This window comes from Dankookia sp. P2 (genome assembly GCF_050632255.1).
Taxonomy (GTDB): domain Bacteria; phylum Pseudomonadota; class Alphaproteobacteria; order Acetobacterales; family Acetobacteraceae; genus Paracraurococcus.
The window spans coordinates 6,246,347-6,261,294 of the sequence record NZ_CP192581.1; the positions used below are offsets into that span (position 1 = coordinate 6,246,347).

At 71.6% G+C, this 14,948-nt stretch carries 14 protein-coding genes and 8 pseudogenes; 13 read left to right on the forward strand and 9 right to left on the reverse strand.

The genetic code is table 11. The features are described 5' to 3' along the window. Positions 1–43 precede the first annotated feature (43 nt). The 5 genes and pseudogenes from ACQ86J_RS37195 to ACQ86J_RS37215 all read right to left on the reverse strand — a co-directional run bounded on the left by ACQ86J_RS37195 (position 44) and on the right by ACQ86J_RS37215 (position 2,889). Entirely contained in the window at positions 44–466 is a 423-nt protein-coding gene (locus tag ACQ86J_RS37195; protein WP_431269431.1) for a hypothetical protein, read from the reverse strand. Positions 467–510: 44 nt separating this feature from the next. Then, on the reverse strand, positions 511–1,206 hold the full coding sequence (locus ACQ86J_RS37200) for a carbohydrate kinase family protein (protein ID WP_431269432.1): 696 nt from the start codon (positions 1,204–1,206) through the stop codon (positions 511–513). Next, positions 1,109–2,083, reverse strand: a pseudogene (locus ACQ86J_RS37205) (PfkB family carbohydrate kinase); the annotation flags it as partial. The gene ACQ86J_RS37200 and the pseudogene ACQ86J_RS37205, both read right to left, overlap by 98 nt. Positions 2,084–2,148: 65 nt before the next feature. Beyond that, positions 2,149–2,400, reverse strand: a complete 252-nt coding sequence (locus ACQ86J_RS37210) for a hypothetical protein (protein WP_431269433.1) — start codon at positions 2,398–2,400, stop codon at positions 2,149–2,151. Positions 2,401–2,511: 111 nt separating this feature from the next. Next, positions 2,512–2,889: a DUF3429 domain-containing protein gene (locus ACQ86J_RS37215; protein ID WP_431269434.1), complete on the reverse strand. Its 378-nt coding sequence runs from the start codon at positions 2,887–2,889 to the stop codon at positions 2,512–2,514. A gap of 168 nt (positions 2,890–3,057) precedes the next feature. Between ACQ86J_RS37215 and ACQ86J_RS37220 the strand changes: the two genes are divergently transcribed. Then, positions 3,058–4,371: a hemolysin family protein gene (locus tag ACQ86J_RS37220; RefSeq protein ID WP_431269435.1), complete on the forward strand. Its 1,314-nt coding sequence runs from the start codon at positions 3,058–3,060 to the stop codon at positions 4,369–4,371. An 11-nt stretch (positions 4,372–4,382) separates the two neighbouring features. Here ACQ86J_RS37220 and gpt read toward each other — a convergent pair. Together gpt and ACQ86J_RS37230 are read right to left on the reverse strand one after the other, a co-directional pair. Next, positions 4,383–4,863: pseudogene (gene gpt / locus ACQ86J_RS37225) on the reverse strand (xanthine phosphoribosyltransferase). Positions 4,864–4,865: 2 nt separating this feature from the next. Then, positions 4,866–5,208, reverse strand: a pseudogene (locus ACQ86J_RS37230) (tRNA-binding protein). 201 nt (positions 5,209–5,409) lie between these two features. Between ACQ86J_RS37230 and ACQ86J_RS37235 the strand changes: the two are divergent. From ACQ86J_RS37235 to ACQ86J_RS37250, 4 genes and pseudogenes are all read left to right on the forward strand, one after another. Beyond that, a pseudogene (locus ACQ86J_RS37235) lies at positions 5,410–5,496 on the forward strand (hypothetical protein); the annotation flags it as partial. 151 nt (positions 5,497–5,647) lie between these two features. After that, entirely contained in the window at positions 5,648–6,952 is a 1,305-nt protein-coding gene (locus tag ACQ86J_RS37240) for a gamma-glutamyltransferase family protein (protein WP_431272675.1), read from the forward strand. Positions 6,953–7,259: 307 nt separating this feature from the next. Further along, a pseudogene (locus ACQ86J_RS37245) lies at positions 7,260–7,451 on the forward strand (amidase family protein); the annotation flags it as partial. Further along, positions 7,445–8,626 carry an amidase gene (locus ACQ86J_RS37250; RefSeq protein ID WP_431269436.1) on the forward strand — a complete coding sequence of 394 codons (1,182 nt, stop codon included), beginning with the start codon at positions 7,445–7,447 and terminating at the stop codon, positions 8,624–8,626. The pseudogene ACQ86J_RS37245 and the gene ACQ86J_RS37250, both read left to right, overlap by 7 nt. Positions 8,627–8,628: 2 nt before the next feature. Here ACQ86J_RS37250 and ACQ86J_RS37255 read toward each other — a convergent pair whose 3' ends face one another. Both ACQ86J_RS37255 and ACQ86J_RS37260 read right to left on the reverse strand, forming a co-directional pair. After that, complete coding sequence (locus ACQ86J_RS37255; protein WP_431269437.1) at positions 8,629–8,919, reverse strand: hypothetical protein; 291 nt, start codon at positions 8,917–8,919, stop codon at positions 8,629–8,631. A 99-nt stretch (positions 8,920–9,018) separates the two neighbouring features. After that, positions 9,019–9,273 (reverse strand): Lrp/AsnC ligand binding domain-containing protein, encoded by a 255-nt coding sequence (locus ACQ86J_RS37260; RefSeq protein WP_431269438.1) that lies wholly within the window; start codon positions 9,271–9,273, stop codon positions 9,019–9,021. A 146-nt stretch (positions 9,274–9,419) separates the two neighbouring features. On the opposite strand from ACQ86J_RS37260, the pseudogene ACQ86J_RS37265 reads away from it, so the two are divergent. The 8 genes and pseudogenes from ACQ86J_RS37265 to ACQ86J_RS37300 form a co-directional block, all read left to right on the forward strand. After that, positions 9,420–9,953, forward strand: a pseudogene (locus tag ACQ86J_RS37265) (ATP-binding cassette domain-containing protein); the annotation flags it as partial. 226 nt (positions 9,954–10,179) lie between these two features. After that, a pseudogene (locus ACQ86J_RS37270) lies at positions 10,180–10,227 on the forward strand (hypothetical protein); the annotation flags it as partial. A 49-nt stretch (positions 10,228–10,276) separates the two neighbouring features. Beyond that, the gene (locus ACQ86J_RS37275; RefSeq protein WP_431272676.1) at positions 10,277–10,480 is read left to right on the forward strand and encodes an oligopeptide/dipeptide ABC transporter ATP-binding protein; all 204 of its coding nucleotides are present in this window, start codon (positions 10,277–10,279) and stop codon (positions 10,478–10,480) included. Continuing rightward, positions 10,477–11,487 (forward strand): ABC transporter ATP-binding protein, encoded by a 1,011-nt coding sequence (locus tag ACQ86J_RS37280; RefSeq protein ID WP_431272677.1) that lies wholly within the window; start codon positions 10,477–10,479, stop codon positions 11,485–11,487. Before ACQ86J_RS37275 ends, ACQ86J_RS37280 begins: the two co-directional genes overlap by 4 nt. A gap of 51 nt (positions 11,488–11,538) precedes the next feature. After that, a pseudogene (locus ACQ86J_RS37285) lies at positions 11,539–12,462 on the forward strand (AMP-binding protein); the annotation flags it as partial. A 124-nt stretch (positions 12,463–12,586) separates the two neighbouring features. Beyond that, positions 12,587–12,787 carry a hypothetical protein gene (locus ACQ86J_RS37290; protein ID WP_431272678.1) on the forward strand — a complete coding sequence of 67 codons (201 nt, stop codon included), beginning with the start codon at positions 12,587–12,589 and terminating at the stop codon, positions 12,785–12,787. A gap of 89 nt (positions 12,788–12,876) precedes the next feature. Continuing rightward, on the forward strand, positions 12,877–13,116 hold the full coding sequence (locus ACQ86J_RS37295; protein WP_431272679.1) for a hypothetical protein: 240 nt from the start codon (positions 12,877–12,879) through the stop codon (positions 13,114–13,116). 63 nt (positions 13,117–13,179) lie between these two features. Further along, positions 13,180–14,865 carry a thiamine pyrophosphate-dependent enzyme gene (locus tag ACQ86J_RS37300; RefSeq protein WP_431269439.1) on the forward strand — a complete coding sequence of 562 codons (1,686 nt, stop codon included), beginning with the start codon at positions 13,180–13,182 and terminating at the stop codon, positions 14,863–14,865. Positions 14,866–14,948 lie beyond the last annotated feature (83 nt).

The following is a 14,948-nucleotide window of genomic DNA, read 5'->3' on the forward strand; positions in this document are numbered from 1 at the left end:
CAAAACGCTGTCGCCGCGACGCCAGGCTCATGGACAGCCGGCCTCAATGCAGGCTGGCCTGCGCCGCCTCGGACCGCTGCACCAGGGCGGTGCCTTCGGGGCTGTTCAGCATGGTGTCCATGTCCTGGACGGCCGGGCCCTTCTCCCGGCACCAAGCGGCGCGGTCACGGCCGCGCTGCCTCGGCTCGAAATGCGGCGGCGCCATGCCTTGCAGGAAGGCATCCCGTGCCTGGATGCCGCCACGGTGCCGCTCCACCTCCAGCGCCGCTTCCTCGATCCGCGCCGCGCGCTCCTGGGCCGGGCGCGAAAGTGCCAGGCCACAGAGTTGCGCTGCCCGCACCAGCCCGCCGATCTCGGGCGCCTTCCCGGACAACTCGGCCAGATCCTGGGCTGGCGCTGTCGGCGGCACCGGGTCCGTGGCGCAGCCGAGCAGCAGGAGCAGCGGGAGCAGGGAGCCGTGGCGCATCCCCAACGGATACCCCGTCTTGGTCATCCAAGTAAACGCGACGGCTAGCCGGCCGTCTCCTGCAGCAGCGCCCGCACCGCATCCGGCCGGGGCAGGGGCGCCACCGCGCCATAGCCGGTGGTGGAGAGCGCGGCGCAGGCATTCGCATAGCTCGCCGCGGCAACCAGCGCGTCGCCTGCCAGCATGCGGGCCAGCAGCGCGCCGGCGAAGGCGTCGCCGGCGCCGGTCGCATCCACGGCCTGGACGCGGCAGGGCGGGATCAGGGTTCGGCCGCCCTCGGCGGTGGCGACCAGCACGCCGTCCTTGCCTTGCTTCAGCAGCACCATCGGGCAGCCGAGGCGCAGGTAGAATTCGGCGATCGCCTCCGGCGCCTCCAGCCCGGTCAGCACGCGCGCGTCATCAAGCGAGGGCAGGGCGATGTCGGCCTCCGCGATCGCCGCATGGATCACCGCCGCCGCCCGTGTCCGCGGCCAGAGCGCGAGGCGGAGATTGGTGTCGTAGGACACCTTCGCCCCGGCCGCCTTGGCCACCGCGATGGCATGGAAGACTGCGTCGCAGGCGCTGGTCGAGATCGCCTCGACTGATGCCGGAGACATGCAGGATGCGGGCGGCGCGGATCGCCGCCTCGGGCACGTCGCGCGGGGCGTAGCGGCTGGCGGCGCTGTTGCTGCGATAGAAGGTGAAGGCATGCCCGCCCGCGTCATGCGTGACGACATAGAGGGCGGTCGGCGCCTCCGCATTGCGGATGACCGTGGATGTATCCACGCCCTCCTTCGCCCAGAGCGCCATGAAGCTGTCGCCCGGCCGGTCCTGGCCGATGGCGGTGACATATCCGACGCTCGCTCCCTGCCGCGCGGCGCAGATGGCGGCGTTGCTGGTGTCGCCGCCGTGCCCTTCCAGGTACATCGCCCGCCCGTCCGACCCCGGTGCCTGGCGGTTCATCTCGAGCATGGGCTCTCCCATGCAGAGCAATCCCGGCATCGGCGTCATGCCTGCATCAGTCCGAGCGCGTCGCGTGCCGCGCGCTGGATCGCCGTCTTGTCTCCGGCGGCGATCCGCGCCTCGTCGACCAGCTTGCCGCCGATGCCGACGAAGGCGGCGCCGGCCGCGAGATAGGCCGGGGCATTGGCGGCATCGACGCCGCCGGTCGGGCAGAAGACCGCATCCGGGAAGACCGCGCGGACGGCCTTGATATGTGCCGGGCCGCCGGCCGAGCTTCGCCGGGAAGATCTTGACCACATCGGCGCCGGCGGCCAGCGCGGCGCGGATTTCCGTGGGCGTCATGGCGCCGGGCATGGCGCAGGCGCCGGCCTGCTTCGCCGCCCGGATCACTGCCGGGTCGGTCCAGGGCGTCACCAGGAATCTCGCCCCGGCCTGCAGGCATGCCTCCGCCATCCGCGCATCCGGCACCGTGCCGGCGCCGACCAGGAGGCCTGGCTCCGCCGCCAATCCGCGGATCAGCGGCAGCGCGTCCGGGATGGTCAAGGTGATCTCAAGAATGGTCATCCCCGCCTCCCGCAGCCAGCCGCAGGCAGTGGCGGCGAGGCCGGCGGTCGAGGTGCGGACCACCGGCACCACGCGGGCCCGGCGCAACTCGGGAATGAGCGGATGGGTCATGGCGTGCTCTCCTCGGTCCCCGCATCCTGCGGCGAAGGGCGGCGCGGGGCCAGGGCCTTGGCCGATCAGACCCGCGTGGCGGAAAGCCAGTCCTCGGCCGTGCGCTCCAGCATCCGTGCCTCGTCGCCGGCCTCGCGCAGCGTGGCGGCGGTGCTGTCCAGCTCGGTCCGGTAGGTTGCGAAGGAGGAGTCCAGCCCCTGCATGCTGCCGGCGAGTTCCGACAGCTCGCCGCGCAGCGCGGCGACGGCGGCGCCCTGGGCTTCAAGCGCGACGACCAGGCTGCGCAGCGCCAGGCGGAGGCGATCATCCTCCCGCACGGGGAAGGCAAGGAGGGGCTGGTGGTCGTTGCGGTCATCTTGCGGCCCTCCAGGGATGTCTAATTTTTGTAAAGGTCCCACCCTGCGGGACCAATGCACATGGCTGTCAGGTCAGGCCGGCGCCGCGGCGGCACCGACCGCCAGGCAGAGCGCGGCGCCAAGGCTCAGTATCCAGCGCAGGCGCAGATAGGCCGGCGGCACCAGCCCGCGCCGCGCCGCCGCCGTTTCGACCGCCGCGGTGCCAAGGATCCCGAGCGCCAGCATGGAAAGCCCGGGCAGAGGAGGCAGGAGCAGCGCGACCCACCCGACCAGGGAAGGCACAACTCCTAACCCGAGCCGCGGCGCCATCGCCGCGGCTTCCGCGGCCGGGGCGCGCAACGCCAAGCCCCAGTGCACCGCGCCGAGGAAGCTGAGGATCACCGCGCCATAGGCGGCGAGGGCATAGAGCGCGACGCCGCGCCATTCCGCCGGCGCGGTCCAGGCGAGCAAGGCGGAGCCGAGGAAGGCAGCAGCCCGGCGAGGCCGAGCCAGAGTGTGGGGCGGGGAATCGTCTGGTCCATGCGCGAGGAGATCGTCGGATCGTGCCGTCGCGCAACCCCGCCGCCGCTACCGTCGCGCCGACGGGGGCGTAGAACCCGCGCTGGAGCGGGGATGGGCATGGGTATCTGGTTCGAGATCGGGGTGATCCTGCTGCTGGTGGTGCTGAATGGCCTGTTCGCGATGAGCGAGCTGGCGATCGTCTCCGCCCGCCGCGGCCGGCTGCTGGCCATGGAGCGGCGCGGCAGCCCGGGCGCCGCCGCGGCCCTGTCGCTGGCCGAGGACCCGCAGCGCTTCCTGCCGACGGTGCAGGTGGGCATCAGCCTAGTTGGCATCCTGGCCGGCGTCTTCGGCGGCGCCCAGCTTGCCGGGCCGTTGGGGGAGGCGCTGGCGCGGATCCCCGGCCTCGCGCCTTTCGCCAACGAGGCAGGTTTCGTCCTGGTGGTGGTGGCGATCGCCTATGCCAACCTGATCCTCGGCGAGCTGGTGCCGAAGCAGCTGGCGCTGCGCGACCCGGAACGCTTCGCCGTCGCCGTCGCCCGGCCGATGGCCTGGCTGGCGCGCTACACCGCCCCCATCGTCTGGGTGCTGTCGCGCTCCTCTTCGCTCGTGCTGCGCCTGTTCGGGGCGCACATGCCGCAGGACCAGTCGGTGACCGAGGAGGAGGTCAAGGCGGTGGTCGCCGAGGGCGCCCAGGCCGGCGCGCTGGAGCACGAGGAGCGCCACATGATCGAGCGCGTGCTGCGGCTGGCCGACAAGCCGGTACGGGCGCTGATGACGCCGCGCAACGATGTCGCCTGGATCGACCGCAATGCCTCGCCGCAGGACGTGGCGGCGACGCTCCGGGCGCATACCGTGACCCGCTTCGTCGTCGCCGACCGGCGGATCGACAACGTGGTCGGCGTGGTGGCGACCAAGGACCTGCTGGACCAGATGCTGGAGGGTGCGCCGCTCTCGGTTCCCAGCGCGCAGCGCCAGCCGCTGGTGCTGCCGGACAGCCTGCCGGCGATCGACGCGCTGGAGCGCATGCGGCACGACCCGGTCGGCATCGCCGTGGTGCTGGACGAATACGGCAGCTTCGAGGGCGTGGTCACCACCTCCGACCTGCTGGAGGCGATCATCGGCGAGCTCGGACCGCCGGACGCGCCGGAGCAGCCGGGCGAGGCGATCCAGCGGGCCGATGGCAGCCTGCTGCTGGACGGGATGATGCCGAGCGACGAGTTGCGGGCACAGCTCGACCTGCCGCCGCTGCCCTATCACGGCACCTATCACACGGTGGCGGGGCTGATGCTGGCGCTGCTGCGGCGGGTGCCGCGCGAGGGCGACCGGATCGTCTGGGCCGGCTGGCGCTTCGAGATCGTCGATATGGATGGCCGCCGGGTCGACAAGGTGCTGGCCATCCGGGAGGAGACGGTGGTGGCCGGCGCGGGCTAGCCACCCGGTCCCTACTTGCCCGCCGCGCTGCGGGCGATCGGCGCGATGAACTGCGCCTCGGTGTCCCAGGGAAACAGGATCCAGGTGTCCTGGCTCACCTCGGTGATGAAGGTATCCACCAGCGGGCGGCCCTTCGGCTTGGCATAGACCGTGGCGAAATGCGCCTTCGGCAGCAGGGCGCGGACCACCTTGGCCGTGGTCCCGGTATCCACCAGGTCGTCCACGACCAGCCAGCCCTCGCCATCCCCGGCTGCGGCGGGCGGCTTGACGACCTCGGGCTGGCCGCGCTCTTCCTCGTTGTAGGTGACGACCGAGACGGTCTCGATCAGCCGTGCCTCGAGCTTCGCGCGCCACGATCGCCGCCGGGATCAGCCCGCCGCGGGTGATCGCGACGATGCCCTTCCAGGGGCCGCGGTCGTTCAGCCGCCAGGCCAGCGCTTTGCTGTCGCGGTGCAACTGGTCCCAGCTGACGGTGTAGTAGCGGTTGGACATGGTCAGAAAAGCTTTCCTCCGTCCGGCACCTTCAGGTCCGGCTTCACCAGCACCACCGCGCCGTTCTCGTCCGGCACGCCCAGCACCAGCACCTCCGAGGTGAAGGGGCCGATCTGCCTCGGCGGGAAGTTCACCACGGCCATGACCTGCCGGCCGATCAGCCGGTCGCAGGGATAATGCACGGTGATCTGCGCCGAGGACCGCCGGATCCCGAGCGGCGCGCCGAAATCGACTCCAGAGCTTGACGGCCGGCTTGCGCGCCTCGGGGAAGGGCTGGGCATCGACGATGGTGCCGACCCGGATATCGACCTTCTCGAACTCGCCGTAGCTGATCACGTCCGCCATGCCCCCGCATAGACCTTCGGGGGCGGTCAGGGAAGGGGCGGGTTGCCGCCGGGCGGAGGTCATGCGAGAGGCAAGCTCCCCGGCGGGGCGCCAGCGTCACCGGCCCCGACAGAAGCAAGAACGGACGATCCGATGAAGCGCGACTTCCACGCCCCCGGCCGCAGCGCCGTCTACGGCACCGCCGGCATGGCCGCCACTTCCATGCCGATCGCCACTTTCACGGCACTGGAAGTCCTGCGGCAGGGCGGCAACGCGCTGGACGGCGCCATCGCCGCCGCTGCGGTCCTGGCGGTGGTGGAGCCGCAGAGCACGGGCATCGGCGGCGACTGCTTCTGCTCTATGCCCCGGCAGGGACCGGCAAGGTGGTGGCGATCAACGGCAGCGGCCGGCCCCGGCAGCCTCGACGCCCGAGGCGCTGCGGAGCCGGCAGGTCAGCAAGCTGGTCAATACCGACCCGCATGTGGTCACCATTCCCGGCGCTATCTCGGCCTGGGAGTTGCTGAACAGCACGCATGGCCGCAAGCCGCTGGGCGAGCTGCTGCAGCCGGCGATCCGCTGCGCCGAGCAGGGCTGGCCGGTGCATGCGCGCGTTGCGTCGGACTGGGCCGAGGCCGCCGACAAGCTGCGCGGCAACGAGGCCTCCTCCCGCCGCTTCCTGGTGGACGGCATGGCGCCCGCCATCGGCCACCGCTTCGTCCAGCCGGAGCTGGGCCGGACGCTGCGCGCCATCGCCGCCAAGGGCGCCCGCGCCTTCTACGAGGGCGAGATCGCCGCAGACCTGGTGGCGACGCTGCGCGCCCTCGGCGGCCTGCACACGGAAGAAGACTTCGCCAATGCGCTGCGAATGGCGGAGTTCGTCGAGCCGATCAAGGCCACTTGGCGCGGCATGGAGGTCTACCAGTGCCCGCCGAACGGCAGCGGCCTGCATGTCCTGCAGCTGCTCGGCATCCTCGGCGGCTTCGAGACGCCGGAGCAGGGGCCGGTGAGCGCCGAGCGCTATCACCGCCACATCGAGGCGGCCCGGCTGGTCTACCGCGACCGCGACGCCTTCCTCGCCGACCCGGCCCAGGTCGACGTCCCGGTGGCGAAGCTGACCGACCCGGCCTACCTCGCGGCGCTGCGCGGCCTGATCCGCGACGACCGGGTGATGCCGGCCATGCCGCCGGCCGGGGAGAGCGACCTCGCCCGGCACAAGGACACCGTCTATCTCTGCGTGGTGGATGCGGACGGCAATGCCTGCTCCTTCATCAACAGCCTGTTCCAGTCCTTCGGCTCCGGCATCCTGGCGGAGAAGTCGGGCGTCATGCTGCACAACCGGGGCTTCGGCTTCCGGCTGCAGGAAGGCCATGTGAACTGCATCGCCCCGAACAAGCGGCCGCTGCACACCATCATCCCCGGCATGGTGATGAAGGACGGCGAGCCGATCATGCCCTACGGCGTCATGGGCGGGCATTTCCAGCCAATGGGCCAGACCCTGTTCCTGTCCAACCACTTCGAATTCGGACTCGACGTGCAGGAGGCGATCGACTGCCCGCGGCTCTTCCCCGGGCCGGGCGGCGGGCCGGTGGAGCTAGAGCGCGGCATCCCCGGCCCGGTCATCGACCGGCTCTCCCGTCTCGGGCACGAGGTGAAGCTGGTGGACAAGCCGCATGGCGGCGGCCAGGCGATCTTCATCGACCGGAAGGCCGGCCATCTCGTCGGCGGCAGCGACCCGCGCAAGGACGGACTCGCCCTCGGCTTCTGATGCGGCCGCTGCGGGTCGGCATCACGACGCTCGGCGTCGACGCCGGCGGTTGCCCGGTCGCGGCGGGTGCGGTGGCGCGATCCACCGCTCGGCCCGGCCCGATCGTCGCGGCCCGCCTGGCCTCATCGTCGTCTGCTTCGATGCCCCGACACTCGCCCCCACGACAAGGAACCCGCCCGTGACCGAGCCCTGCGACCTCACCGCGCTCGAGGCGCGCCGGCTGATCGGCCGGAAGGCGCTCTCGCCCGTCGAATTGCTGGACAGCTGCCTCGGCCGCATCGCCGCGGTGAACCCGGCGGTCAATGCCATGGTGGCGATGGACGAGGCTGTGGCCCGCGGCGCGGCGAAGACCGCCGAGGCGGCGGTGATGCGCGGCGACGACCTGCCGCCGCTGCACGGCCTGCCGGTCGGCATCAAGGACCTCGAGGAGACCGCCGGGCTGCGCACCACCTATGGCAGCCCGATCTTCCAGGACCAGGTGCCGGCGCAGGATTGCGGCATGGTGGCGAGCATCCGCGCCGCCGGCGGCATCGTCCTCGGCAAGACCAACACGCCGGATCCGGCGCCGGCGCCAATACCCGCAACGCGGTCTATGGGGCGACCGGCAACCCCTTTGATCCCTCGCGCTCGGCGGCCGGCTCCTCCGGCGGCTCGGCAGTGGCGTTGGCGACCGGCATGGCGCCGCTCTGCTCCGGCTCCGACATGGGCGGCTCCCTGCGCAACCCGGCCGCCTTCTGCGGCATCGTCGGCTTCCGCCCGAGCCCCGGGCTGGTGCCCTCCGAGAAGCGGGTGCATGGCTGGTCCAATCTCGGCGTGCTCGGCCCGATGGCGCGCAATGTGGCGGATGCCGCGCTGCTGCTCTCGGCGATGGCCTCCGACGATGCGCGCGACCCGCTGGCCTATTCGCTGCACGCCCGCCCGGTGCGCGGCGAGGCGGCGCTGTTCCACCCGGTGCGGCGGCTCGACCTCGCCTCGTTGCGCCTGGCGGTATCGGAGGATTTCGGCGAGGCGCCGGTCGAGCGCGTGGTGCGCGACGCTTTCCGCGGCGTAGCCGCCGCGGCCGCGCCGCTGTTTCGCGACAGCGCCGAGGCGCATCCCGATTGCAGCGGGGCGGACGACGCCTTCCAGGTGCTGCGCGCCGCCGCCTTCCTCGGCGCGCACCTGGAGAAGGTGCGGAGCCGGCCGCAGGACGTCGGACCCAACGTCCGCGGCAATGTCGAGGAAGGGCTGCGCTACAGCCTTGAGGACTATGCCCGGGCGGCGACCGCGCAGACCCGGCTGTACCGCGGCTTCCAGGAATTCTTCGCGCGGCACGACGTGCTGATCACCCCGGCCATCACCGTCAGCCCACGCAGCTGGCGCGAGCTCTTCCCCACCGAGATCGACGGCCAGCCGACCCGCAGCTACGTCCACCGGCTGGCGCTGGCCTATTACGTGACGCTGGCTGGCCATCCGGCGGTCTGCCTGCCGGTCGGGCGGGATGCGAAGGGCATGCCCTTCGGCCTGCAGATCGTCGGCCCGCGCGGCGGCGACGCCTTTGTCCTGGCCGTCGCCGCGGCGCTGGAGGAAGCCTTCGCCGGCGATCCCGCGCTGGCCCGGCCGGTGCCGGACCCAGCGGCGCTGCGGGCGGCGCCGCCGATCAGCGGGATGGAAGGCTTTCTCGGCTTCGGCTGAGGCTACCAGCCGCGGCCATAGCCGCGGCCATAGCCGGCGCTGCCGTATCCGGCGCCACTGTAGCCGCTGCCGTAGGGCAGCGCATAGCCGGGGCGGCCGCCGCCATAGCTCCCGGCGTAGCGGCGCGGCTGGTGGTGGTCCGAAGCCGCGCCGGCGATCAGCGCCGCGGCGGTGCCGATGCCGGCGCCGAGCAGCAGCGTGCTGCCCCAGTCGGTCGTGCCGTTCGGATTCTGGCAGCCGCCCAGCAGCAGGGCGGCGGAGAGGCCGGCGGCGGTGAGCAGGCGGGAAGACATGGCTGGGAACCTCCTGTGATCCCCAGCATGCCGGCGGCGCGAGGCGCGCCCATGGTGGCGCCGCGGCGGAAGCGCGGCGTCCGTGGCGAAACCGGGGCGCTAGCCCTTGGCGCCGGAGAAGGCGTTGAAGGTCTGGATGGTGTAGGTGTCCTTCACCCCCGGCACGGTCTGCAGCGTCTCCACCACGAAGAGGCCGATATCCTGGTCCGGCTCCAGGTAGAATTTCCCCATCAGGTCGTACTGGCCGGAGGTGGAGTGCATCTCCGACAACTCGGGGATGCCGTCGGCCATTTCGCGTGCCACGCGATAGGCCTGGCCCATGTCGCATTTGATCATGACGAAGATCGCCCGCATCGCAGCCCCCAAATCCATCCAGCCCGGAAGATGGCGCGCGGGCGGGCGGCGGGGAAGGGGCGCTGCCCAGCAAGCGGGCAGGGCGGCGGCGCCGGGCGGCCCGACTCCGCTTCGGCTATGGCATGGGCCTTGCTGAAAGGCAGGGCATGAGCATCGCCCAGACCACCTATGAGGATCGCGGCGGCCCGGCCCAGCCCCTGCTGCTCGTCCAGGACTTGAAGAAGCACTTCCCCATCAAAGGCGGCATCTTCGGCGCCACCGTCGCCACCGTACGCGCGGTGGACGGCGTCTCCTTCGCCGTCCGCAAGGGCGAGACGCTGGGAATCGTCGGCGAGAGCGGCTGCGGCAAGTCCACCACCGCCCGGTTGCTGATGCGGCTGATGGCGCCGGATGCCGGCACACTGGTCTTCGACGGCGAGGGCGTCGGCGAGCATGCCCAGACCGGCGGCATGTCGCTGAAGGAGTACCGCCGCCAGGTGCAGATGGTCTTCCAGGACAGCTATGCCTCGCTCAACCCGCGCCTCCCGATCGAGGACAGCATCGCCTTTGCCCCCAAGGTGCATGGTGTCTCCGACGCCGAGGCCCGCGCCCGGGCGCGCGAGATGCTGGCCGCGGTCGGCCTGTCCCCGGCCACCTTCGCCCGCCGCTATCCGCATGAGCTTTCGGGCGGGCAGCGCCAGCGGGTGAACATTGCCCGCGCGCTCGCACTGCAGCCGCGCCTGGTGCTGCTGGACGAAGCCGGTCTCGCCGCCCTCGACAAGTCTCGTCGAGGCGCAGGTGCTGAACCTGCTGGTGGACCTGAAGGAGAAGTTCGGCCTCACCTACCTCTTCATCAGCCACGACCTGAACGTGGTGCAGTACATATCCGACCGGGTGCTGGTGATGTACCTCGGCGAGGTGGCCGAGATGGGGCCGGTGGATGCCATCTACGACCGCCCGGCGCATCCCTACACCCAGGCCCTGCTGGCCAGCCGGCCGGCGATGGACCCGAGGCAAGCGGCGGATGGAGCCGCCGCTGACCGGCGACCCGCCGAACCCGATCAACCCGCCTTCCGGCTGCCGCTTCCGCACCCGCTGTCCGCATGCCGAGGCCATCTGCGCCGACCGCAAGCCGATCGCCGCCGACCTGGGCGAGGGACACCTGGCCGCCTGCCACATGGCGGCGCCCGGCAGCGGCCACAGCAAGGCGGGGAGGCTGGCGGCATGAGCGAGGTCATGGAGCGCGCGGCGACCGCCAGCACCTCTGTGCCGCTGGTGAAGATGCGCGACGTCGGCGTCCGCTTCGTCACCCGCGATCGCACCGTCAACGCGGTCAACGGAGTCGACCTCGATCTCGCCGCCGGCGAGGTGCTCTGCATCCTCGGCGAATCCGGCTCGGGCAAGTCGGTGACCATGCGGGCGCTGATGCGGCTGCTGCCGCGCTTCGCCCAGGTCACCGGCAGCATCGAGGTCGGCGGCCGCGACGTCATAGCCATGAGCGAGGGCCAGCTGCAGGATTTCCGCGGCGGCGACGTGGCGATGATCTTCCAGGAGCCGATGACCGCGCTCGACCCGGTCTTCACCATCGGCCGGCAGATCGCCGAGACGGTGCAGCGGCACGAGGGCATCTCCCGCTCCGCCGCGGATACCCGGGCGCTGGAGCTGCTCGAGCTGGTGCAGATCCCCTCTGCCAAGCGCCGCCTCGCGGCCTATCCGCACGAGCTCTCGGGCGGCCTGCGCCAGCGCGCCATGATCGCGGTGGCGCTGGCCTGCAAGCCGAAGCTGCTGCTGGCGGACGAGCCGACCACGGCGCTCGACGCCACCGTGCAGATCCAGGTCCTGCTGCTGCTGCGCCGGCTGCAGGAGCAGATGGGCATGGGGGTGATCTTCGTCACCCACGACCTCGGCGTCGCCGGGGAGATCGCCGACCGCGTCGCCGTCATGTATGCCGGCAAGGTGGTCGAGGAAGGTCCGGTCGCGGCGCTGATGCGCGGCCCGCTGCACCCCTATCCGCGCGGGCTGCTGGGCGCCACCGTGCATCCCGGCATGCGCGGCAAGCGGCTCACCACCATCCCCGGCGCGCCGCCGAGCCTCGAGGTCGCGCCCACCACCTGCCCCTTCCAGCCGCGCTGCGCCGAGGCCGAGCCGGCCTGCTCGGTCGAGATCGGCCCGGCGCCGCGCCGCCCGCTGCCCGGCCGGATGGCCCGCTGCGTGAAGGTCCCCGCAACGGGGTGATGTCCGCCAGCCGTCCCGCCGGATAGGATGCCGGAAAACGGGGAGGCATCCATGGCTGAGATCGGCGCGCGGGCACGGCGCAATACCATCGGCGACGCGGTCCGGCGGGCAGGCGCCCGTTTCCGCGACCGCCCGGCGCTGCGCTTCGGCGACCGGTCCTGGAGCTTCGCCGCGCTCGATCTGGCTGCCGACCGGGTCGCCCGCATGCTGCTCGACAGCGGCCTGGCGCCGGGCGACCGCGTCGTCGCCTTCGGCAAGAATCCGGACGGTTTCCTGCTGCTCTGGCTCGGCTGCGCCCGGGCCGGGCTGGTGCATGTCCCCGCCAATTTCGCCCTGACAACGCCGGAGCTCGACTACATCCTGCGGCAATGCGGCGCCGCCGCGGTCTTCGTCCAGCCGGCGCTGCGGCCGGTGGCGGATGCCGCCGGCGGGGCGCTGCTGCGCGGCACCCTCGATGCCGGGGAGGGGCGGCACGACATCCTCGCCGCCGCCATGGACCCGCGCTGGGGCCAGCCGGGCGATCCGGAGGTGAGCGAAGGCGTCGCGGACACCGACCTCGTCCAGCTGCAATACACCTCCGGCACCACCGGCCAGCCCAAGGGCGCGATGATGACGCATCGCGCCATCCTGGCCGAATATGCGAGCGTGACGGTCGAGCTTGAGATGCGCCGCGACGACTGCGCGCTGGCCGCCCTGCCGCTGTACCACACCGCGCAGATGCACTGCTTCACCATGCCGCAGATGCTCAACGGCGCCTTCACCATCCTCATCGAGGCGCCGAACCCCGCGCTGGTACTCGAGCTGATCGAGGCCGAACGGATCACCAGCTTCTTCGCCCCGCCGACGCTCTGGATCAGCCTGCTGCAGCACCCCGACTTCGCCCGGCGCGACCTCTCCAGCCTGCGCAACATCTACTACGGTGCCTCCATTATGCCGGTCCCCGTGCTGCAGAAGCTGCGCGCCCGGCTGCCCGAGGCGCGGCCCTTCAATTGCTACGGCCAGAGCGAGATCGCCCCGCTCGCCACCGTGCTGCGGCCGGAGGAGCGACGAGGCGCGCCCCGGCTCGGTCGGCCGCGCCGTGCTGAATGTCGAGACGCGCGTGGTGGATGCCGAGATGCGCGACGTGGCGCCCGGCGAGCGCGGCGAGGTGGTGCACCGCTCGCCGCAGCTGCTGCTCGGCTACTGGGACATGCCGGAGGAGACGGCGCGCGCCTTCGAGGGCGGCTGGTTCCACAGCGGCGACGTGGCGACGATCGACGCGGAGGGTATCTTGCGATCGTCGACCGCACCAAGGACCTGATCAATACCGGCGGCGTGCTGGTGGCGAGCCGTGAGGTGGAGGAGGCGCTGTTCACCCACCCGGCCGTCGCCGAGGTCGCGGTGATCGCGGTGCCCGACCCGAAATGGATCGAGGCGGTGGCGGCCGTCGTCGTCCTCCGCGGCGACCCGCCGGCGGATGTCGAGGCCGCGCTTGCTGGCGCATGCGCGCGCCAACCTCGCCGCCTACAAGGTGCCGAAGCGCATCATCCTGGCCGAGGCCCTGCCGAAGAACACCGCGGGCAAGCTGCTCAAGCGGGAACTCAGGCAGATCTATGCCGGGACCGAGAGCGGCGCCCTCGGCGCGGGTGACGGCCCGGCGGGCCGCTTGTATGGTCCGCCGCGATCGACAACGACAACACGAGGAAGACGCGAATGACGCAGGCAGCGGGGCGCGAGGCGCGGCTCGGCGGGCATATCCTGGCCGATGCGCTGGTGGCGCAGGGCGTGACCCATGCCTTCTGCGTGCCGGGCGAGAGCTATCTCGACCTGCTCGACGGCCTCTATGCCCAGCGCAACCGGATCGAGCTGGTGACCTGCCGCTTCGAGGCCGGTGCCGTCCACATGGCCGAGGCCTATGGCAAGCTGACGGGCAAGCCGGGCGTCGCGCTCGTCACCCGTGGCCCTGGCGCCTGCCACGCCGCGATCGGCGTGCATGTCGCCTTCCAGGACAGCACGCCGCTGGTCCTCATCATCGGCCAGATCCCCTTCGAGGAGACCGACCGGGAGTCCTTCCAGGAGGTGGACTACCGCAAGATGTTCGCGCCGCTTGCCAAATGGGTGACGCAGATCGACGACGCCGCGCGCATCCCCGAGCTGATGGCGCATGCCTTCGACGTGGCGACCTCCGGCCGGCCCGGCCCGGTGGTGGTGGCGATCTCCGAGGAGATGCAGAAGCACATGGCGACGGTGCCGGACCTGGCCCCGGCCGAGGTGCTGCCGCCGCACCCGGCGCCGGATGCCGTCAGCCGCATGATGGGCATGCTGGCCAAGGCCGAGCGGCCGCTGGTCGTGCTCGGCGGCGGCGCCGGCTGGTCGAAGCAGGGCCGCGCGGACATCAAGGAATTCCTCGTCGCCAACGACCTGCCGGTCGCAGTCTCCTTCCGCCGGATGGGGCTGTTCGACGGCACCCACCCGAACTACGTCGGCGACCTTGGCGTCGGCGCCGATGCGGCGCTGGTGAAGAGCGCGCGGGAGGCCGACCTCTTCATCGCCATCGGCACCCGGATCGGCGAGACGGTAAGCCAGGGCTACACCCTGTTCGACATGGCCGGGGCCAAGCCGATCATCCATGTCTACCCCGACCAGGCCGAGATCGGCCGCGTCTACCGCCCGGCGCTCGGCATAACCGCCGACCTGAACGCCTTCGCCGCGGCGGCGAAGGCCAGCGCGCCGGTGGCGAAGCCGGCCTGGTCCGGCTGGCGCGCCCAGCTCCGTGCGGCGCGCGAGGCGCAGGCGAAGCCGCAGGCCTATGAGGGCCCGCTGAACCTGGCCGTGGCGCTGCAGGAGCTGGAGAAGGTCCTGCCGCCCGACACCATCTTCACCACCGATGCCGGCAACTTCGCCACCTGGCCGCAGCGCTTCATGCATGTGAGCGAGGGCCAAGATTTCCTCGGCCCGACCAACGGCGCCATGGGCTATTCGGTGCCGGCGGCGATCGGCGCCAAGATCGTCTTCCCGGAGCGCACCGTGGTGTCTTTCGTCGGCGACGGCGGCTTCCTGATGACCGGGCAGGAGATCGCCACCGCCTTCCACCACAAGGTCAACCCGATCGTCCTGGTCTTCAACAACGGCATGTACGGCACGATCCGCATGCACCAGGAGAAGCACTACCCCGCCCGGGTCTCGGCAACGGCGCTGACCAATCCCGACTTCGCCAAGTTCATCGAGAGCTTCGGCGGGCATGGCGAGATCGTCGAGGCGACCGACCAGCTGGTGCCGGCCTTCAGGCGGGCGATGGCCAGCGGCAAGCCGGCGGTGATCGAAGTGCGGACGAACCCCGAGCAGGTGACCAACCGCAGCACCATCGCCCAGCTACGGGAGCAGGCGGCGAAGGCCTAGCCGGCGCGATTCAGCCCGCCGCGGCCCTTGCAGGGGCCGCGTGCGGGTTTCGGACAAATGTCCCGTCCCGGCCTCCCGGACGC

Coding starts and splice junctions, on each gene's coding strand:
- ACQ86J_RS37195 (WP_431269431.1), bottom strand. CDS start 466: ATGCGCCACGGCTCCCTGCTCCCGCTGCTCCTGCTGCTCGGCTGCGCC.
- ACQ86J_RS37200 (WP_431269432.1), bottom strand. CDS start 1,206: ATGCGGAGGCGCCGACCGCCCTCTATGTCGTCACGCATGACGCGGGCG.
- ACQ86J_RS37220 (WP_431269435.1), top strand. CDS start 3,058: ATGGGTATCTGGTTCGAGATCGGGGTGATCCTGCTGCTGGTGGTGCTG.
- ACQ86J_RS37255 (WP_431269437.1), bottom strand. CDS start 8,919: ATGTCTTCCCGCCTGCTCACCGCCGCCGGCCTCTCCGCCGCCCTGCTG.
- ACQ86J_RS37260 (WP_431269438.1), bottom strand. CDS start 9,273: ATGCGGGCGATCTTCGTCATGATCAAATGCGACATGGGCCAGGCCTAT.
- ACQ86J_RS37275 (WP_431272676.1), top strand. CDS start 10,277: ATGGAGCCGCCGCTGACCGGCGACCCGCCGAACCCGATCAACCCGCCT.
- ACQ86J_RS37280 (WP_431272677.1), top strand. CDS start 10,477: ATGAGCGAGGTCATGGAGCGCGCGGCGACCGCCAGCACCTCTGTGCCG.
- ACQ86J_RS37300 (WP_431269439.1), top strand. CDS start 13,180: ATGACGCAGGCAGCGGGGCGCGAGGCGCGGCTCGGCGGGCATATCCTG.